Source organism: Mesorhizobium sp. M0898, assembly GCF_040319695.1.
Lineage (GTDB): Bacteria > Pseudomonadota > Alphaproteobacteria > Rhizobiales > Rhizobiaceae > Mesorhizobium.
In genome coordinates this window covers 22,280-41,405 of record NZ_JAMYOE010000034.1, presented here as the reverse complement: position 1 = coordinate 41,405, position 19,126 = coordinate 22,280, and the positions used below count along the sequence as shown (strand labels likewise).

The 19,126-nt window shown below is 63.6% G+C and carries 20 protein-coding genes and 1 tRNA gene; 11 read left to right on the top strand and 10 right to left on the bottom strand.

The window, feature by feature from the left end; genetic code table 11:
* Positions 1-73: 73 nt before the first annotated feature.
* Positions 74-1,408 (bottom strand): DUF3422 family protein, encoded by a 1,335-nt coding sequence (locus NKH90_RS26435; RefSeq protein WP_352680843.1) that lies wholly within the window; start codon positions 1,406-1,408, stop codon positions 74-76.
* 211 nt (positions 1,409-1,619) lie between these two features.
* Here NKH90_RS26435 and NKH90_RS26430 point away from each other — a divergent pair, with 211 nt between their 5' ends.
* From NKH90_RS26430 to NKH90_RS26420, 3 genes are read left to right on the top strand one after another with little or no spacing between them, the layout of a single operon-like run.
* Positions 1,620-2,423 (top strand): FadR/GntR family transcriptional regulator, encoded by an 804-nt coding sequence (locus NKH90_RS26430; protein WP_352821939.1) that lies wholly within the window; start codon positions 1,620-1,622, stop codon positions 2,421-2,423.
* A 56-nt stretch (positions 2,424-2,479) separates the two neighbouring features.
* Positions 2,480-3,616: an alpha-hydroxy acid oxidase gene (locus NKH90_RS26425; protein ID WP_352680839.1), complete on the top strand. Its 1,137-nt coding sequence runs from the start codon at positions 2,480-2,482 to the stop codon at positions 3,614-3,616.
* Between the two features lie 38 nt (positions 3,617-3,654).
* Positions 3,655-4,425: a metallophosphoesterase gene (locus tag NKH90_RS26420; protein WP_352821977.1), complete on the top strand. Its 771-nt coding sequence runs from the start codon at positions 3,655-3,657 to the stop codon at positions 4,423-4,425.
* 28 nt (positions 4,426-4,453) lie between these two features.
* Here NKH90_RS26420 and NKH90_RS26415 read toward each other — a convergent pair whose 3' ends face one another.
* Both NKH90_RS26415 and NKH90_RS26410 read right to left on the bottom strand, forming a co-directional pair.
* Entirely contained in the window at positions 4,454-4,594 is a 141-nt protein-coding gene (locus NKH90_RS26415; RefSeq protein ID WP_292664785.1) for a hypothetical protein, read from the bottom strand.
* Between the two features lie 287 nt (positions 4,595-4,881).
* On the bottom strand, positions 4,882-5,580 hold the full coding sequence (locus NKH90_RS26410; protein WP_352821934.1) for a type 1 glutamine amidotransferase: 699 nt from the start codon (positions 5,578-5,580) through the stop codon (positions 4,882-4,884).
* Between the two features lie 74 nt (positions 5,581-5,654).
* Here NKH90_RS26410 and NKH90_RS26405 point away from each other — a divergent pair, with 74 nt between their 5' ends.
* From NKH90_RS26405 to NKH90_RS26390, 4 genes are all read left to right on the top strand, one after another.
* Positions 5,655-6,302 carry a hypothetical protein gene (locus NKH90_RS26405; protein WP_352747853.1) on the top strand — a complete coding sequence of 216 codons (648 nt, stop codon included), beginning with the start codon at positions 5,655-5,657 and terminating at the stop codon, positions 6,300-6,302.
* Positions 6,303-6,333: 31 nt separating this feature from the next.
* Positions 6,334-7,068, top strand: coding sequence for a 16S rRNA (uracil(1498)-N(3))-methyltransferase (locus NKH90_RS26400; RefSeq protein WP_352541812.1), 735 nt, complete (start codon positions 6,334-6,336; stop codon positions 7,066-7,068).
* A 185-nt stretch (positions 7,069-7,253) separates the two neighbouring features.
* A complete protein-coding gene (locus NKH90_RS26395) occupies positions 7,254-8,627 on the top strand; it encodes a glutamate--cysteine ligase (protein WP_352541776.1) in 1,374 nt (457 codons plus the stop codon).
* Between the two features lie 102 nt (positions 8,628-8,729).
* Positions 8,730-9,788 carry a DUF937 domain-containing protein gene (locus NKH90_RS26390; RefSeq protein ID WP_352821931.1) on the top strand — a complete coding sequence of 353 codons (1,059 nt, stop codon included), beginning with the start codon at positions 8,730-8,732 and terminating at the stop codon, positions 9,786-9,788.
* A 175-nt stretch (positions 9,789-9,963) separates the two neighbouring features.
* Here NKH90_RS26390 and NKH90_RS26385 read toward each other — a convergent pair whose 3' ends face one another.
* Positions 9,964-10,254, bottom strand: a complete 291-nt coding sequence (locus tag NKH90_RS26385) for a DUF1127 domain-containing protein (protein ID WP_352821928.1) — start codon at positions 10,252-10,254, stop codon at positions 9,964-9,966.
* A 178-nt stretch (positions 10,255-10,432) separates the two neighbouring features.
* Between NKH90_RS26385 and NKH90_RS26380 the strand changes: the two genes are divergently transcribed.
* The 3 genes from NKH90_RS26380 (at position 10,433) to NKH90_RS26370 (ending at position 14,181) form a co-directional block, all read left to right on the top strand.
* Positions 10,433-11,389, top strand: coding sequence for a LysR substrate-binding domain-containing protein (locus tag NKH90_RS26380; RefSeq protein WP_023680469.1), 957 nt, complete (start codon positions 10,433-10,435; stop codon positions 11,387-11,389).
* Between the two features lie 70 nt (positions 11,390-11,459).
* On the top strand, positions 11,460-13,025 hold the full coding sequence (xseA, locus tag NKH90_RS26375) for an exodeoxyribonuclease VII large subunit (RefSeq protein ID WP_352821925.1): 1,566 nt from the start codon (positions 11,460-11,462) through the stop codon (positions 13,023-13,025).
* A 28-nt stretch (positions 13,026-13,053) separates the two neighbouring features.
* Entirely contained in the window at positions 13,054-14,181 is a 1,128-nt protein-coding gene (locus tag NKH90_RS26370; protein ID WP_352821922.1) for a DmpA family aminopeptidase, read from the top strand.
* 62 nt (positions 14,182-14,243) lie between these two features.
* Here NKH90_RS26370 and NKH90_RS26365 read toward each other — a convergent pair whose 3' ends face one another.
* The 4 genes from NKH90_RS26365 to NKH90_RS26350 all read right to left on the bottom strand — a co-directional run bounded on the left by NKH90_RS26365 (position 14,244) and on the right by NKH90_RS26350 (position 16,924).
* Entirely contained in the window at positions 14,244-14,498 is a 255-nt protein-coding gene (locus tag NKH90_RS26365) for a DUF768 domain-containing protein (RefSeq protein WP_023677464.1), read from the bottom strand.
* Positions 14,499-15,007: 509 nt separating this feature from the next.
* Complete coding sequence (locus NKH90_RS26360) at positions 15,008-15,352, bottom strand: Atu4866 domain-containing protein (RefSeq protein ID WP_352502079.1); 345 nt, start codon at positions 15,350-15,352, stop codon at positions 15,008-15,010.
* Entirely contained in the window at positions 15,352-16,080 is a 729-nt protein-coding gene (locus tag NKH90_RS26355; protein WP_352821919.1) for an SDR family oxidoreductase, read from the bottom strand. Before NKH90_RS26355 ends, NKH90_RS26360 begins: the two co-directional genes overlap by 1 nt.
* Positions 16,081-16,171: 91 nt before the next feature.
* Complete coding sequence (locus NKH90_RS26350) at positions 16,172-16,924, bottom strand: SDR family NAD(P)-dependent oxidoreductase (protein ID WP_352821917.1); 753 nt, start codon at positions 16,922-16,924, stop codon at positions 16,172-16,174.
* A gap of 137 nt (positions 16,925-17,061) precedes the next feature.
* On the opposite strand from NKH90_RS26350, the gene NKH90_RS26345 reads away from it, so the two are divergent.
* Positions 17,062-17,970, top strand: coding sequence for a LysR family transcriptional regulator (locus NKH90_RS26345; RefSeq protein WP_352821914.1), 909 nt, complete (start codon positions 17,062-17,064; stop codon positions 17,968-17,970).
* Positions 17,971-18,031: 61 nt separating this feature from the next.
* On the opposite strand, the gene NKH90_RS26340 is transcribed toward NKH90_RS26345, so the two are convergent.
* A tRNA-His gene (locus tag NKH90_RS26340) sits at positions 18,032-18,108 on the bottom strand.
* A 339-nt stretch (positions 18,109-18,447) separates the two neighbouring features.
* Complete coding sequence (locus NKH90_RS26335) at positions 18,448-18,906, bottom strand: phasin (protein ID WP_254819298.1); 459 nt, start codon at positions 18,904-18,906, stop codon at positions 18,448-18,450.
* Between the last annotated feature and the right edge of the window lie 220 nt (positions 18,907-19,126).

Here is a 19,126-nt window from a genome sequence, read left to right as displayed (position 1 = left end):
CCGCGTTGGCCGGGATGAGAGGCCTATGGCCGGGACAGCCTTCCGCAGCGGCAATCTGCCGCTGCGCCCCACATTACTCGCCCGGCTGCTTGCCTGGTTCGGAGTGCATGCGGCGGACGCGGCGCACTCCCCACCAGACGAGCACGACGGCGAGCGGCACCGAGGCGGCGGTGACCATTTCCGGCGCGAAGGCATGGCCGAAGATCGAGGCGCCCTTGGCGACGTAGCCGATGAGGCCGACGACATAGTAGGAAACCGCGGCGACCGAGAGCCCCTCCACCGTCTGCTGCAGCCGCAATTGCAGGCGGGCGCGATTATTCATCGATGCCAAAAGATCGCGGTTCTGCTTCTCGACCTCGACGTCTACCCAGGTGCGCAGCAGTGTGGTGGCACGGGTGAGCTTCGTCGACAGATTGGCCTGACGCTCCTCGACCGAACGGCAGGTACGCATCGCCGGCGCCACGCGGCGCTGCAGAAAACCGCCCCAGGTGTCGTAGCCGGGCACCGCCTCTTCGTCGAGCGCCTCCAGCCGTTCGCGCACGATGCCGTCATAGGCGCGGCTGGCGCCGAAGCGGTAGAGGCTGGAGGCGGCATCGGCCTCCAGCTCGGCGGCCAGCTCGGTCAAGTCGGCAAGCAGCGTCTGGCTGTCGCGGGTCTCGGCGACCTTCATTTCCAACGTGGTCTGGGCCAGCCTGTCTTCGATGCGGCGGGCCCGACCGGACAGCGTCAGGGCCAGCGGCAGCCCAAGCATGGCCAGCGTGCGGTAGGTCTCGATGTCGATCAGCCGCTGCGACAGTGCCCCGGTGCGCGCCGGGGTCAGGCCGCGGTCGAGCACCAGCATGCGGGTCAAGCCGTCGCCATCCTGACGGAAATCGGTGACGATGGCCGCGTTGCCGCGCTCGACCAGCGAATAGCACAGGCTGGTCGGGTCGAAGCCGGCGATCAGTTTTTCGTTCGCCGGCGTCCATTTGCGGATCTCCAGCCTGATGCCGGAAATCACCGTGCCCGGCGGCGAAAACCCGTTGCCGAAGGGTGTGTCCTCTTGCCCCCTGCCGTTTTCGCCGAGCGGGCCTTCCCAGAGATAGGTCGAGAATTCCGTGTGGCGTTCCCAGCGCAGCGAGCCCTTGCCCCATTTCATCGCGTGGTGGCGGGCGTGAGGGTCGGGCGCGGCGATGCCGAGGCGTCGCGACAATTCGGAAAGCACGGCCTGATCGATCCCGGATCCAGCTTCGGTCATGAAGGAAAGCTGCACCAGCACGCGCGGCTTTTCGACCAGCGGCTGCGGCCGGGCGTGGACCTCGCCGAGCGCGCCCGGCCGACCTTCATGCGCCGGAAAGCCCATGACGGTGCCGCCCACGGCTTTGGCGCGCAGCTGGAATTCGAGGTTGGAAGGCTCGGCGTCTGGCACGGCTGGTCCCCCGGGCTTCTGTGAGCCCTTTGGCAATGAGGTCCCTCTAGAGGCAATCGCCAGGCGACGCAAACGCCCAATTTAGCTGAAGATGATATGGCGCCGCGGCTGTGAAACGGACCCGGCCCCGGCGAATTGGATAAATAATTTGACCAGTTGGCGACGCCGGCTTTATCTTGCGCGACATCGGTTCAACCCCCAGGCATCCCGTTTGAGCGACATTTTCTCCCGGATCGAGCATTCGCGCACCGCCGACGAGGTGGTGCAGCAGATCGAGAGCCTGATCCTCGAAGGCGTCCTGCGCACCGGCGACCGGCTGCCGGGCGAGCGCGAACTGGCGCGCCAGTTCGAGGTGTCGCGGCCGATCCTGCGCGATGGCTTGAAAGCCTTGGAAGGGCGCGGGCTGTTGACGACACGGCCGGGCGGCGGCACCCATGTCGCCGATGTCATCGGCCAGCTGTTCACCAAGCCGGTGACCGACCTGATCTCGATGCACCGCAAGGCGGTGACCGACTATCTGGAGTACCGCCGCGAGATCGAGGCGGTGGCGGCGGAATATGCGGCGCGGCGTGCCACATCGGACGATCTGGCGCTGCTCGACCGCATCATGGCACGTATGGACGAGGCGCACCGGACCGGCAATTTCGACGACGAGGCGGAAATCGATGTCGAGTTCCACCACGCGATCTGCGAATGCGCGCACAACATCATCCTGCTGCACACGCTGCGCTCCTGCTATCGGCTGCTGTCGGAAGGCGTGTTCCAGAACCGGCGGCTGGTGTTCAACGTGCCGGGCGCGCGCGAGGCGCTGCTTTCGCAGCACCGGGCAATCTATGCGGCGGTCAAGGCCGGCGATCCGGCTGCGGCGCGGCAGGCGGCGATGGACCACATCTCCTACGTCGAACGATCGATGGCCGAGGCCGAGCGCAGCGGCGACTGGCAGCGCGTGTCGCGGCTGAGGCTCAGGCAGCGCTCCGAGCCCGGTGACGGCGAGGCGGCAAGAAAACAGCCGTAGGCCCCGCCCAGAAAAATTCAACGACGAACCAGCGAAGAACCAGCGGAAAGAGATCCATGAGCAGCATTCTCACCATCGCCGACCTCAAGGACCTGGCACGCCGCCGCGTGCCGAAGATGTTCTTCGACTACGCCGATTCCGGCGCCTGGACCGAAAGCACCTACCGGGCCAACGAGGAAGATTTCCAGAAGATCAAGTTCCGCCAGCGCGTGCTGGTCGACATGGATAACCGCTCGCTGGAATCGACCATGATCGGCGAGAAGGTGACGATGCCGGTGGCGCTGGCGCCGACCGGCATGACCGGCATGCAGCATCCGGACGGCGAGATGCTGGCGGCCCAGGCGGCGGAAGAATTCGGTGTGCCGTTCACGCTGTCAACAATGAGCATCTGCTCGATCGAGGATGTCGCGTCGGTGACCAGGAAGCCGTTCTGGTTCCAGCTCTATGTGCTGCGCGACAAGGACTTCGTCTTCGATTTGATCGATCGCGCAAAAGCGGCGAAATGTTCGGCGCTGGTGCTGACGCTCGACCTGCAGATCCTCGGTCAGCGCCACAAGGATATCCGCAACGGGCTTTCGGCGCCGCCGCGGATGACGCCGAAGCACCTGTGGCAGATGGCGACCAGGCCGCGCTGGTGCGTCGGCATGGCCGGGACCAAGCGCCGGAGCTTCCGCAACATCGTCGGCCATGCCAAGGGCGTCGGCGACCTCGCCTCGCTGTCGTCGTGGACGAAGGAGCAGTTCGATCCGCATCTGTCGTGGAAGGACGTCGCCTGGATCAAGGAGCGCTGGGGCGGCAAGCTGATCCTGAAAGGCATACTCGACAAGGAGGATGCGCTGATGGCGGCCAGGACAGGCGCCGACGCGATCATCGTTTCCAACCATGGCGGCCGCCAGCTCGACGGCGCCTCGTCATCGATCATGGCGCTCGAAGAGATCGCCGACGCCGTCGGCGACGCGATCGAGGTGCATATGGACGGGGGCATCCGCTCCGGCCAGGACGTGCTCAAGGCACTGTGCCTCGGCGCCAAGGGCACCTATATCGGCCGGCCTTTCCTGTACGGCCTCGGCGCACTCGGCAAGGAAGGGGTTACCAAGGCGCTTGAAATCATCCGCAAGGAGATGGACATAACGCTGGCTCTGTGCGGAAAGCGTCTGGTCACCGACATGGGCAAGGATCAGCTTCGGCGCTAAAGTCCCGTGACGGCATGACCACGGAGGCGACGCAGGCATTGACGGAGCCCGGCATCAGTTTCTACGAGGCGCGCGGACCGCAAGGCATGCGCCTTTACGCGATCGGCGATGTGCACGGCCGGCTCGATTTGCTGACCGCCATGCACCGGCGGATCGAGGCGGAGCTCGGTCAAAGGCCGTCGGCCGATTGGCGCGTGATCCATCTCGGCGACTATGTCGATCGCGGCCCGGACTCCAGGGGCGTCATCGATTTCCTGATCGACGCGCAAAGACGCGATCCGCGTCACCTGATGCTCGCCGGAAATCATGATCTCGGCTTTCTCGATTTTCTCGATGTCCCCGACCCGGACGGCCTGTTCATGCGCTATGGCGGCATCCAGACGGCGCTATCCTATGGCGTGTCGCTCGGTGGGAGCAGCGCCTGGTTTGGCCGCGCCGATGCGGCACTGCGGCAAGGGCACGCCGCGCTGGTCGAGGCGGTGCCGCAGAACCATGTCGAGTTCCTGCGCTCGCTGCCCTTCTCAGTGACGTTCGGCGACTTCTTCTTCTGCCATGCCGGCATCCGGCCCGGCGTTGCGCTGGAAAGCCAGACCCGGCAGGACCTGATCTGGATCCGCGAGGTCTTCCACGATCACACCGGTCTTCATCCCAAGATCGTGGTGCACGGCCATACGCCAGTGGCCAAGGCCGAGATCACCGGCAACCGCGTCAATGTCGACACACTCGCCTGGCAGTCGGGAAACCTCACCGCGCTCGTGGTGGACGGCGCGGACAAGCATATCCTGACAGTGACGGGTGAGCGGGCGTAGGAAACGCGTGGGATTATGAGCAGAGAGGCTAGCGAAGCGCGGCGGTGACGCCGTAGCCGTCAACGGCATTGTGGTCGTTGGCCGCGTCGGCGGAATAAATGCCGAGGCCGCACAAGACGATAGCCGACAACATGACAAAGGACAAAAAGGCTGCTTTCACGGACGTCATCTCTTGTTGAGCTTCCTGCATCTATGCACGAGCGGGTTACCAATGCGTTGAAACGCAAAATACGTCGCAAATGTCGGACGGTTTCGCGCTTCTAGGCATGTTCTGTATCGGTGGTGTGTCGCGCGGGTCACAGGAAAGGTTCATCGCGGTTGCACGCAAGATGCAGAGCGCGCGCCTTTTAGGCTGGCGGACAGACACAGGCCAAGGATGAAACGCGTTATCCCCGGCGGATTTGCCGCCGCGTGCCAAATATGCAACGTCGCCAAATACGTTGACTATATGGGCCGTCAGATCGTCGCCACCCAAGCGCGGGCGATGGCCAGGCCGGCGGCATCGGCTTGCGGTCCGTTGCGGGCCATTTCGTCGTCGAGCCGGACGGCCCAATCCGGATGGCGTTCGGCGATCAGCGGTGCGAAGGACGTGCTCCAGTCGCGAACCATCGGCCGGTCGGCCTCGAAATGGAACTGAAAGCCATAGACGGCGCGGCCGATGCGGAACGCCTGGTTCTTGGCGACGGCGTTGCCGGCCAGCCGCACGGCAGTCTCGGGCAAGACAAAGGTGTCGTCGTGCCATTCGAAGATCGGGAATTTTTCAGGCAAGGCGGCGAGCACCGGATCGGCCTGCGCCGCCGCGGTGAGCGCGACTTCGTGCCAGCCGAACTCCGACGCGCCGCCGATCTGGTTCTCGCCGCCAAAGGCGCGCGCGACCAACTGGCTGCCGAGGCAGATACCAAGCACCGCGCGATCCCTCTCGGCAAAGTCGCGCGTCAGGTCGAGCAGGCCAGGAAAATAAGGACAGAGCTCGTCGTCCAGCGCATTCTGCGCGCCGCCGAGCACCACCATGGCGTCATGCCCGCCGCTATCTTGCGGCAGCGCGTCGCCGCAGTAGGGACGGCGCAGGTCGATAGCGGCACCCGCCTCGACAAGGGCCGCGCCGATCTGGCCAAGGCCCTCATTGTCGAAGTTCTGGACAACCAAGACCCGCATCGAAACCTGCTGACATGAAATTGATGCAACGAGCGATATCATGGCGCCAGCATTGCAGCCAACAGGGAACGCCTATGCCACTGCAAAACCGGATCGACCCGTTCGGCACCATCCATGCCGTGCCGGAGCGCGGCCTGTTCATGGGCAATCGCGGCATCATTCACGACCCCGAGACGAGAACGCTGTTGAAGAAGCGCTGGGCGCTGCAAGCCTGGATCATCTGCGTCTGCGAATTCGGCAACGTGCGGCGCGAGCCGATGGGGCGCAACCGGGCTGGCGGCAAGGCCGGCTGGACCGAGCTGTTTTTCCTCGACGAGGTGACGGCACTTGCCGCCGGCCACCGTCCCTGCTTCTTCTGCCGGCGCGAGCGGGCCAGGGATTTTGTCCGGCGTTTCGGCGACGCCTTCGGCATTGCCGAGTCACGCGCGCCGCAACTCGACAAGCGCCTGCACAAGGAGCGCCTGGCATCGGGCGGGCGGGCGACGAGACTGAAACCGGAAGCGCTTGCGGATTTGCCGGACGGCACGATGATCTCGTCAGGAAACAGGGCGTACGCCCTGTTTGACGGCGCCGCGCTGCCCTGGAGTTTCGGCGGTTATGGCGAACCGGTGGGATTCGGCGATTTTACCGACGGTCCAATCGGCCTGCTCACGCCGGCGACAACTGTTTCCGTGCTGAAGCGTGGCTACAGACCTGTCTGGCACGCCAGCGCGGAGGCTTGACGCCGGCGATGGCCTCGCCCATTCCTCGGCGATGCGCGCCAATTACAAGATGCAGCGGCTGTTCGTGCCGGACGGGCTTGGACCGGACATCGAGTTCGACGTCGGCCCGCAGCAGAGCCATTATCTCTCGCACGTGCTGCGGCTCGGCGAAGGCGCCGAAATTCTGGTCTTCAACGGCCGCGACGGCGAATGGTCGGCTGCGATCGCGGCAAAATCGAAGAAGGCGTTGCGCCTGAAGTTGCTGGCATTGCAGCGGCCGCAGCCGCCGTTGCCCGATCTCGTCTACTGTTTCGCGCCGCTGAAGCAAGGGCGGCTCGACTACCTCGTGCAAAAGGCGGTGGAGATGGGCGCCGGCATCCTGCAGCCGGTCATCACCCAGCATACGCAAGTGGCAAAACCCGGCATCGAGCGCCTGCGCGCCAATGTCGTCGAGGCGGCCGAGCAATGCGGCATATTGGCGGTGCCAGAGCTGCGCGAAGCGGAAAAATTCGAGCGCCTGCTGGCGGGCTGGGACCCCGAGCGGCGGCTGATCTTCTGCGACGAGGATGCATCGACCAACAGTCCCCTGCCGGCACTGCAGGTGGTGCGGGAGAACAAGCTCGGTCTGCTGGTCGGACCGGAGGGCGGCTTTTCCGACGAGGAACGCAAGATGCTGAGAGCGCTGCCCTTCGTTACCGCGATTCCGCTCGGGCCGCGCATCCTGCGAGCGGATACGGCGGCGGTGGCGGCACTGGCGCTGATCCAGGCGACAATCGGCGATTGGTGATCAATTCCAATTACCCGCTGGCTCAGGATTTTTCGCTTGATCGGCTACTGACATTTCGTCCATCTAGCGCCGGCAGTGGCCGCGTGTCCTTTCGGGCGCGTAAAGGACGCTGTAGCATTTGATTGGGCACCTGATCCCTTCCGAAAATCGAAGCCGATTTTCAGGGTCATGTGCGGAGGGCTCCTATGGCGCGCGATACAACCGACTTCCGGCCGATAGAAAGCGTCGACGAACTCGTCGAGCATCTGGCCGAAGGCAACAAGCCGCGCGACAAATGGCGCATCGGCACCGAGCACGAGAAATTCCCGTTCTATGTCGACGGCAATGCGCCGGTGCCCTATGGCGGCGAGCGCGGCATCCGCGCCATCCTCGAAGGCATGCAGGACAAACTCGGCTGGGACCCGATCATGGATGCCGGCCGCATCATCGGCCTGGTCGAGCCGACCGGCCAAGGCGCGATCTCGCTGGAGCCCGGCGGCCAATTCGAGCTGTCCGGCGCGCCGCTGGAGACGATCCACCAGACCTGCCGCGAAGGCAATGCGCATCTGGCGCAGGTGCGCGAGATCGCCGAACCGATGGGAATTCGTTTTCTCGGCCTTGGCGGCAGCCCGAAATGGTCGCTGGCCGAGACGCCGAAAATGCCGAAATCGCGCTACGAGATCATGACCCGCTACATGCCCAAGGTCGGCACCAAAGGTCTCGACATGATGTACCGGACCTGCACGATCCAGGTGAACCTCGACTTCGAAAGCGAAGCCGACATGCGCCGCAAGATGCAGGTGTCGCTGAAATTGCAGCCGCTGTCGACGGCGCTGTTTGCCAACTCGCCCTTCACCGAAAGCCGGCCGAACGGCTTACAGAGCTGGCGCGGCGAGATCTGGCGCGACACCGACAATCAGCGCTCCGGCCTGCTCGAATTCTGCTTCTCGCCCGATTTCGGCTTTGCCGATTATGTCGAATGGGCGCTCGACGTACCGATGTATTTCGTCATCCGCGACGGCCAGTATCACGACATGACGCACATCACCTTCCGCCAGTTCATGGCGGGTGCTGCCCGTAACGACCTGCCGGACGGCCTGCCGACGATGGGCGACTGGGCGAACCATCTCTCGACGCTGTTCCCGGATGTGCGGCTGAAGCGCTTTCTCGAAATGCGCGGCGCCGATGGCGGGCCGTGGCGGCGCATCTGCGCGCTGCCGGCCTTCTGGGTCGGGCTGCTCTACGATGCGGCTGCGCTCGACGCGGCCGAGGCGCTGACCTCGAGCTGGAGCTACGACGAAGTGCTGGCAATGCGCAACGCGGTGCCGGAACAGGGCATTTCGGCGCCGTTCCGCAACACGACATTGCGCGAGATCGCCCGCGACGTGCTCGTCATCTCGCGCATGGGACTGAAGAACCGCGGCCGCAAGAACCGCGACGGCTATGACGAGACGTCGTTCCTCAACACGCTGGACGAGGTCGTCGCGCGTGGCACCACCAGCGCCGAAGAGATGCTCTCGGCCTACCACACGCGCTGGGGCGGCTCGATCGAGCCCGTGTTCATGGAATACGCGTATTAACGCTTCGCTATCCGCTTGGCCGACGGTCCGGCAAATTCGCTTCAATCAGTGATGGAAACGAATTAGGCTTCTCCAACGAGGATTTTCCCGGAGGAGAAAACAATGCCTTCATTGTTCGATATTCTGGCACAGGCCCAGAACGGCAACGGCATGCAGGCGCTGGCCCAGCAGTTCGGGCTTTCGCAGCAGCAGACGCAGGCGGCGGTCGCGGCGCTGCTGCCGGCCTTTTCGCAGGGGCTGAAGCGCAACACTTCCGACCCTTATGGGCTCGGCTCCTTCATGACGGCGATGGCCAGCGGCCAGCACGCCAAATATTTCGAGGATGCAAGCCGGGCCTTCTCGCCGCAGGGCCTCGATGAAGGCAACGGCATTCTCGGCCATTTGTTCGGCTCGAAGGACCTGTCGCGGGCCGTCGCCAACCAGGCCGCGCAGGCGAGCGGCGTCAGCCAGCAGGTCCTGCAGCAGATGCTGCCGGCAATCGCCTCGATGATGATGGGCGGGCTGTTCAAGCAGACCACCAACCAGCTAGGCGGGCAGATGCATGCGGCAGGCGGTGGCGGCAATCCGCTTGGCGAGCTCATCGAGCAGATGATGCGGCAGGCGGGCGGCGGCAGCCAGGCGCCGGCCCCTCAGCCTGCAGCCCCCACGGATAACCCGCTCGGCAAGGTGCTGCAGGATATGTTCGGCGGGCAGCAGCCGCAACAGACGCAGAGCCCTTACGGCGACAATCCGCTGGGCAAGGTGCTGCAGGACATGTTCGGCGGCGGGCAGCAGCCACAAAGCCAGCCGCAACAGACACAGAACCCTTATGGTGACAATCCGCTCGACAAGGTGCTGCAGGATATGTTCGGCGGCGGTGCACCACAGCCACAGCAGCCGCAGAACCAACCCCAGCAGACACAGAACCCTTATAGTGACAATCCGCTCGGCAAGGTGCTGCAGGACATGTTCGGCGGTGGCGCACAACAGTCTCAGCCGCGTCAGGCGCCGCAGCAACCCCAGGCGCCGCAGCCGCAGGCCAATCCGAGCGGCAGGCCGAGAAATCCGTTTGACGACCTGTTCGGCAAGATGTTCGAGACAGGCGCCCAGCAGCGCGACGACTACCAGAAAGGCATGGAGTCGATCTTCGACCAGTTCAAGCAGGGCATGGGCCGGCGCTAGACCAGACACCGGCAACCAATCATCAGTGCCGCCCAAAAAAGAAAGCCCGGTCCTGGGAGGACCGGGCAGCGCGCAGGCTGGCCGGGGGGATCCGGCAGGGAGTGGGGAGCCTGCGTAACTTGGTGGCGTCGTGCCTCAAAAAGGTTCAACGCGCCCGAACGGCGAAACCACGCGATCACACGACCTTGCGGGCAATATCCTCGATCGTTTCGGCGCGCTCGACCGCGATGACGCGAAGCCTCTCTGTCGGATCGCGGCCAAAGGGTACACCGACAGCGACGTGCAGGTCGGCGCGGGTCAGACCGATGTCGGCAAGCTCGGCATCCGACATCTCGCCGAGGCGATAAAAGGCGCGGCGGTTTTTCCAGGCGCGGTAAATATTGGCAGCCGCATTGGCCACGCGCGTCGCAACGGCCGGACGCGAGGTGATGCGCGAGGTCTCGGTAGCGAAATCAAACGTAGCCATGTCGGTCTCCTTCACATTCGAACGGGCGAAACCGGTCGATCGGGCGCTGGCGACAGCGGCCGTTCCGGCTTCGATTCACATGCCTTCATGTGGACAATGCGAATTTGCCATGGCCCGATTGATTAATCCAACGAATGTTTCTAATCTTTAGCATCAGCATCAATGATGGATTAGGCCAATGAAAGCGCCGCTCGATCTCGATCAGTTGCAGACCTTCATCTCGATTGTCGACACCGGCAGCTTTACCCGCGCGGCGGAAGCGGTGCATCGGACCCAGTCTGCGGTGTCGATGCAGATGCGGCGGCTGGAGGAACGGATCGGCAAGCCGCTGTTCGAAAAAGACGGCCGCACCAACAGGCTGACCGAGGAAGGCGACAGACTGCTCTCCTACGCAAGGCGGCTGCTCTATCTCAACAAGGAAACACTGGCCGCCTTCGACGACCGCCGGCTCGAAGGCACCATCCGCATCGGCACGCCGGACGATTATGCCGATCGCTTCCTGCCAGAGATCATGGCGCGGTTTGCCCGTTCCAACCCGCATGTCGAACTGACCGTTATCTGCGAACCGACGCCGGGACTGGTCGAACACATCAAGCGCGGCAATCTCGACCTGGCGCTGGTGACGCACAACGACGCGCGCGGCCAGTCGGAAGTGGTGCGGCGCGAACCGCTGCTGTGGGTTACCTCGGCCAACCATGCGACGCATGAGCAGCCGATCCTGCCGATGGCCTTCGGCCGGCCGAACTGCATCTGGCGGCGGGCCGCCGCCGACGTGCTCGATCAGCAGAGCCGCGACTATCGCATCCTGTTCACCAGCTTCTCTGCCACCGTCATCGCCGCCGCGGTGCTTTCCGGCCTGGCGATCTCGGTGCTGCCGGAATGCGCCCTGCGGCCCGGCATGCGGGTGCTGGGCGAGGCCGATGGTTTCGGCGCCCTGCCCGATTGCCGCATCGGCATCATGCGCGGTCAGACCTCGCGGCCGGAGATCGTCGACGCGCTTGCGCGCCACATTTCGGAGAGCCTCGACAATATTTCCGTGCCACTCGGCGAGGAGACCGGCACGTTCGACTTCGCCGCCCTCGCCTTCGCCAAGATGAAGCGGACCAAGCCTAACCAGATCCTGCCGGGCTGGTGATCGCGCGATTGAGGCCGACATCGAACACGGCCGCCTTGACGGCGGCCAACAACCGTCCCCCAATCGGCCGATGAGCGACGCAGCATCCGAATCACGCACCAACGCCACCGAATATACGGTGAGCGAGATTTCCGGCGCGCTGAAGCGTACGGTCGAGGACGTCTTCGGCAATGTACGGGTGCGCGGCGAGATTTCCGGCTATCGCGGACCGCATTCCTCCGGCCATGCCTATTTCTGCCTGAAGGACGATCGCGCGCGGCTCGACGCCGTGGTGTGGAAGACCACGATGAGCCGGCTGAAATTCCGTCCAGAGGAAGGCATGGAGGTGATCGCCACCGGCCGGCTCACCACCTATCCCGGAAAATCCACCTACCAGATCGTCATCGACAATCTCGAGCCCGCCGGTGCCGGTGCGCTGATGGCGCTGCTGGACGAGCGCAAGCGCCGGCTGCAGGCCGAAGGCCTGTTCGACGCGGCGCGCAAGCGCAGGCTGCCGTTCATGCCCTGCGTCATCGGCGTCGTCACCTCGCCGACAGGCGCCGTCATCCGCGACATCATCCACCGCATCAAGGATCGGTTTCCACTGCACGTGTTGGTCTGGCCGGTGCGGGTGCAGGGCGAGACGGCGGGTGCGGAAGTGACCGCTGCCGTCAACGGCTTCAACGCACTGCCATGGGACGGCGCCATCGCGCGGCCCGATCTGTTGATCGTGGCACGCGGCGGCGGCAGCCTGGAGGATCTGTGGGGCTTCAACGACGAAGCGCTCGCCCGGGCCGTCGCCGCTTCGGGTATTCCGGTGATTTCCGCGGTCGGCCACGAGACCGACTGGACATTGATCGATCTGGCTGCGGATGTGCGGGCGCCGACGCCGACAGGCGCCGCCGAGATCGCCGTGCCGGTCAAGGTCGACCTCGAAGCGACGCTTGCCGGCCTTGGCGCGCGGTTGAAGACCGCACTGTCGCGCAATTTCGAACGCAAGCGGCAGGCGGCACGCGCGGCCGCCCGGGCGCTGCCCTCGCCCGACCAGTTGCTGGCGCTGCCGCGGCGGCGCTTCGACGAGGCGACGAGCCGGCTCGGCCGGGCGCTGTCGGTCAGCGTCGAGCGCAAGCGAGCCAGGCTTCTGGGGCAGCGGCTGACGCCGGCGACCTTGTCGCGGCGCATGAACGAAGCCCGCACTCTGACCCGCCGCGACCTCGCCCGTGCGCAAGCGGCTTTCTTCGCCATCGTGCGCGAGCGTCGGGCGCGGTTTTCACGCACGGCGACCAGACTGTCACCGGCGCCCATCGCCAGACGGCAGAAACTGCAAGGCGATGCACTGCTGGCACTGACACGGCGGCAGGACCAGGCGATTTCAAGACGGCTGGACCGCCTGCGTGGAAAACTGACGCAGGCCGACCGGCTGCTGGCGACGCTCTCGCACAAGGCCGTGCTGGCGCGAGGCTTCGCGCTGGTCAAGGATGTGGACGGCGCCGTGGTCAAGCACGCGGCAGAAGTTGTGTCGGGGATGGCGCTTTCACTGGAGTTCGCCGACGGCACCGCCGATGCAGTCGCCATAAGTGGCACGACGCGGCCGAAGACGGTTGCGAAGCCCGCGGCCAAGCTCAAGGCGCCGGGCGGCCAAGGTTCGCTCTTCTGAGGGTGACCAAGACTTCTTTGAGGGTGAAATGACCGACCCGCACCTTGCAACGCGCTCGGGCAAACTGCGCGCCCGCGCCTTCGCGATCCCATTCGATGGAACGCCGGGCCGCTTCAACGCCATCACCGATGTGCCTGGCGTGACGGTGGGCTATACGACACTGATCTCAGGGGATGGGCCGCTCGTCGTCGGCAAGGGTCCGGTACGCACCGGCGTAACCGCGATCCTGCCACGGCCCAGAGGCGAGTTGGCCGTCCCGGCGTTCGCCGGGATGTTCAGCGCCAATGGCAATGGCGAACTGACCGGCTCGCATCTGATAGAGGAACTTGGAGCGTTCAATCTTCCCATCACCATCACCAACACGCATTCCTGCGGCGTCAGCCGCGACGCAACGTTGCGCTGGATGCAGGCGGTGCTGCCGCAATCGCTCGACAGCGCCTGGGCGCTGCCGGTGGCGGGCGAGACTTACGACGGCTTCCTGAACGATATCAACGGCCACCATGTGAGCTTCGAGCACGTGTTTTCCGCGCTCGAAACGGCTGAAAGCGGGCCGATCGAAGAGGGCAGCGTCGGCGGGGGCGCAGGCATGATCACCTTCGGCTTCAAGGCAGGGTCCGGCACATCCTCGCGCAGCGTCGACTGGAATGGAGAGCGTTTCACGATCGGCTGCTTCGTCCAGTCGAATTTCGGTGCACGGCGGAACCTCGTGATCCGTGGCATCAGAGCCGGAGCGGAACTCGCCGAACCGGCGACCCGGGACAACACGCCGCGAGCGGAAAAGAGCTCGATCATCGCGATCGTCGCCACCGACGCGCCATTCATGCCGCACCAGTTGAAACGGCTGGCGAAACGCCTGCCGCTCGGCGTCGCGCTGACCGGCGGCTATGGATACAATTCATCCGGCGATATTTTTCTGGCCTTCAGCACGGCCAATGCCGATGCGGCGCGCGGCGCGGCCGGCAAGCTGGTCAGCGCCGGCTATATACCGGATGCCGACATCAACCCATTCTTCGACGCCGTCGTTCAGAGCGTGGAAGAGGCAATCCTCAATGCTCTGGTCGCCAATGAAGACATGACCGGGCGCGACGACAATTTCGTGCCAGCGTTGCCGGAAGCATGGCTCGAGGAGAGATTTGGCAAAGCTGCGCGGCGATAAGACCGCGCAACTGCATCAGACAGGCAATGTTCGCCCGGCAGGTTTTGCCGGGGGGCGGTCCGTCAGCCGGCAGGCTTGTTGGAATTCCGCTCGTCCTGATCGGCCTCGGCCGCCTCTTCGAGCCTCGAAGCAATGAGCTCCTGAATGTCGCCGACCTCTTCCTGGATATCCTCCAGGGGTATGCCGGCTTCGGCGGCCTTGGCCGCACATTCCCTGGCGAGGGTCTCGGCCTGCTTCTCGATCCTGGCTGGCGAGGGCTGGCAGTGGACTTTTTCGCCAATCCACCCGCGCAAGAACTCGATTGCGTGTTCACTCATACTGCTGTTTCCCTAGCGGCTATGCCGGTTGGTAATCATAAACGTCGGCATCTTCGAAAAGATGCGTGCTGCCATTCGAGCCGAGTCGGCTTCGCCCGGCAAGCCGAACTTGTCCGAGGTCCACAGAGCCGAAGGGAATGGAGGGTTCAAGGAGCACGTTCTAGTTCTTGAGGACTGATTCTCTCGAGGAAACTCGTTCGACCCGCGCTATTGTTTCTATTTGCTTTTTGTCGGTTTTCAAGCCGTTTTAGATCACAATAGATGTCACAATAGCTAGCACATTTACCGCGCTCTCGCCGGCACCATGTAAGAGGCGAGCCGTCAAAGCCGCCGCTATATAGTGATAACCATTTGCAATGTCGACTCTGCTTGCGGTCCTGCTTCTTTCCGCCGCGCTTGCTGGGAGATATGTGGTGTGGCGAGGCTTGCGGTGCAAACTGCCGAGCGCCTCATGCAAGGCGTGCAATAGCATCTTGTGGAACCCTGAAGTGCTTGTCTAGGGTGGCTCTCTACCGCTGGCGGTAAAGGATCATGCCGGCATGATAGAGGACGCCTTCGACGAACTCACCATCCGCGGTGAAGCCCGCATCGTCCCAGTATTCTATGTGGTTGCCGTGCACGTCATAGCGTCCCCGGTAGGCGCTTTCGCGGTCACCGCGCGCTTCGTCATAACGGCCGTTCGGCAGGAGTTCGTGCCTGATATGGCGATCCTCGGTGACCCACATTCCGACATAGGGATGATCTTGGTGCGTCATTGGTTCCTCCGCAAGGATTGGAGTTGCAGGAAGGGTCAGGCCGGTTGGAGCTACAGCAACGGCAATACCCGTAAGCACTGCGGCCAAAGTGGATCGCATCAATGCGCCGCCTTCGTCGGACGCACGACTATCTCGTTGACGTCGACATCGTCGGGCTGTTCGATTGCATAGCGCACTGCCCTGGCGATGGCATCGGGTTGCAGGGCAATAGCACGCCAGGTTTTCATGGCGGCGGCAGCGGCTTCGTCGGAGATCGTGTTCGCCAGCTCGCTTTCCACCACGCCAGGATGAATGCAGGTTACGCGGATATCGTCACTCTCCTGGCGGAGCCCATCGGAAATCGCGCGGACAGCGTATTTCGTTGCGCAATAGACGGCAGCCGTGGGCGAGACGGCCAGTGCGCCAATGGAACCGATATTGATGATGTGACCGGAGCCGCGTGCCGTCATCTCGGGCAGAACCGCCGCGACGCCGTACAGAACACCCTTGATGTTGACGTCCACCATCAGCTCCCACTCGTCGACCTTCATGGCTGCCATGGCCGACAGCGGCATGACGCCCGCATTGTTGACGATGACATCGACCTGGCCCCATTCGGCCCGGGCTGCGTCGGCGAATGCTGCGACATCCGCCCTCCTGGTGACGTCGAGCGCTCGCACGCGAACCGTTCCACCAGATGCCTCGATTTCGGCCGCAAGCGCTTCAAGGCGGTCGGTGCGGCGTGCGCCGAGCATCAGCTTCGCACCTGCCGCGCCAAGCTCGCGGGCAATGCCAGCGCCGATGCCGCTGGAGGCACCGGTGATCAGAACAACTCTGTTCATGGTCATCGAGATGATCCTTTTGGCTGTGATTATTTTCACGATGTGAAGGGATTGGGTGCGGGTGAGCTCCCGCGGCGCGCCGGCCCTATTGGGGGGCTCACTGGGCGGTGTAGCCGCCATCGACCAGAAGCAAGGCCCCGGTGATGAAGCTGGACGCCGGCGAGGCAAGAAAGGCGATGGCCTCGGCAACTTCTTGCGGCTGGCCGATCCGGCCGATTGGATGCGCGCCGCCGAAGCTGCGCAGCATCTCCCGGCCATTCTCCACCACGCCTTCCATGATGTCGGTTTCGATCACGCCAGGGGCAACGGCGTTGCAGCGAATGCCCATGCGCCCGTATTCGATCGCGATCACCTTGGTCAGCTGTGCGACAGCCGCCTTGGACGAGGCATAGGCCGCCTGCGTCTCGAAGGCCGCAACCGCCGAGATCGACGAGACATTGACGATCGCGCCGCCACCGCCGGCGGCCATCAGTTCCACAGCGGCACGGGCAGTGACGAAGCTGCCGCGCGCGTTGATCTGCAGAATGCGGTCATAGTCGTGGACCGAGGTCTCAGTCAGTCGTTTGTTGAGCGTGCGACCGGCGTTGTTCACGACGATATCCAGTCGTCCGAAGCGCTTCGCGGCGAGTTCGACCGAGCGTCTGGCCAGGTCCTCGTCGGCGACATCGCCGACCAGCGTTGCCACATCCTCGGCTTCCAATTCGCGTACGCTGTCGCTGAGATCGCTTGCCACGATCCGGGCCCCGCGCGCACGCAGCAGCTCCGCCGTGCAACGACCGATTCCGCGTGCCGCGCCGGTCACGAGAGCGACCTTTCCATCTAGGTTCCAGGAGGAAGGCAGTGATGTCATGGGGTATCTCCTTGGTCAGCCGGCATCGACCTGGATCGGGGGATCAAGCCTTTCTTGCCGTTGCGACAGAGATAGAGCCATGGCATTGTCGCGATAAGCCGCCCGCCGTTAATCTCTATGGTAAGTTTGGCTAACCAATGGACATCGATCTCAATTCAATTGCCGTCTTCGTCACCGTGGCCGAGGAACGCAATTTTCGCGCTGCGGCAGACCGGTTGGGCGTGACGCGCTCAGCGGTCAGCCAGAGCATCCTCAGGCTTGAACAGCGCCTTGGCATCGCATTGCTGCAGCGCACGACACGCAGCGTCAACCTGACCGAAGCGGGCGAGCGCCTGCTGGCGAGCGTCGCACCGGCGATCGCCGACGTGAACGCGGCAATCGAAGCCACCACGGAGTTGCTGGACCGCCCGCGCGGCCGCCTGCGGATCGCGGTTTCGTCGATCGCCGAGGCCTTTCTGTCAGGACCGTTGCTGGCGTCCTTTGCAGAAAGATTTCCCGAGGTGCATCTGGATATTGTGGTCACCGACGAGGAATTCGACATCGTTGCCGAAGGCTATGATGCGGGAGTGAGGCTCGGCGAAGTGATCGAGCAGGACATGATTGCCGTGCCGGTATCGGGCGATCAGCGACAGATGGCCGTCTGCGCCCCGCGCTATCTCGAAAAGTTCGGAGCACCCGCCCATCCGCGTGAGCTTGTGGCTCATCGCTGTATCGGCTGGCGGCCGGCGCCGGGAGTTTCGCCCTATCGCTGGGAGTTCGGCGAGGACGGGCGCGAGTTCGACGTGGCAGTCGCGCCCGAGATCACGACCAACGACATGTGGCTGATGATCCGGCTGGCCGTTGCGGGCGCCGGGATCACGTTCGGCATGGCCGATACATTCCGCCCCTGGCTCGACCGCGGCGAGCTCGTGCCAATCCTCGACGGCTATCTTCCGCCGTTTGCGGGTTTCTATCTCTATTTCCCAAGCCGACGAAATATCGCGCCGAAGCTGAGAGCCCTCGTGGATCACCTGCGCGGCGCGCGTCAGGCGCGGGACCGCGGGTGAGCGCTACGGGATCGTAGTGAACGCTCGGCGCTATTGGTCAGAAACCTGGCTGAAAGCTGAATGGTACCGTTGGCTGGGATCGAACCAGCGACCTCCGGATCCACAATCCGGCGCTCTAACCATCTGAGCTACAACGGCACGTTTGCCTGAGCGGGATCGAGATGAAACGTTCGGGACCCGCTCTGTCGTTCGGCGATGCGTCCATACGGGCTATCGGAGTTTAATTCAAGGCTTTTGGCAAGGCAAAAGCTCGCTCCGGCATCGAGTCATTTTCCGCCGGACAAAAGAAAAGGCCGGCGGGAGGAGGTGCCGGCCTTTTCCTGTTACGAGCCAGCGGGAGGAGGTGCTGGCTGGTCACCCCGGTGGGCAGAGGGAGGAGGTTCCACCCGCCGGGTATTCACTTAAACCATTATATCGCACATCTATTTGTCTGACGAAATGCGACCTTTTGATGCATCGTCAAACTGTGCGCAAATATTAGGCGATCTTGATTTCTTTCACGGCCTTCTCGAAGGCGGTCTTGATCGGCTTGGATACGTCCTCGGCCGCCTTGGCAGCAACCGCCTGGAAGTCCTTAGCCTGCTCGACGGTCATTTCGACGCGCTTGCGCAGGAAAGCGGTCTGCAACTCGACGACTTCCGACAGCGACTTGGCGCCGATCAGCGCTTCGAAATGCGAGAAGCCGGCTTCGGCATTGGCGCGCAGGGCGGCGATGGTCTTGAGCGACAGGTCGCTGGAAACGGACTTGGCGGTCTCGTAGGTCGACTCCAGAGCCTTCTGGGTCTCCTCGGCGCCGGTCTTCAGCTTGGCGTAGGCCTCTTTCGACTGCTCAACGCCCTTTTCGGCGAAGGCACGGATCTGGTCGGTGGCCTTCGAAGCGTCGAAGCTCGGGAATTCAACGTTTTCGATCGTTTCAGCGGTCTTGGTCCTGGACATTTTCCATCCTTTTCAGCGGCAGCGGCTTTGACAAAATGCCGTCTCGTTCATCTATCATGGCAATATAAAGGCAAATTTTGTGCATTGCAACATGTTTGTTGCATCGCACCATAAAATATTTGGTTCGCGGCGTTAACCACGCGCCTAGAGATTCCGCTGGTTGCACGCTATGACTTGTGGACCTTCGCGCCGTCGGCTTTTATTAACAAAGCGTTAACCG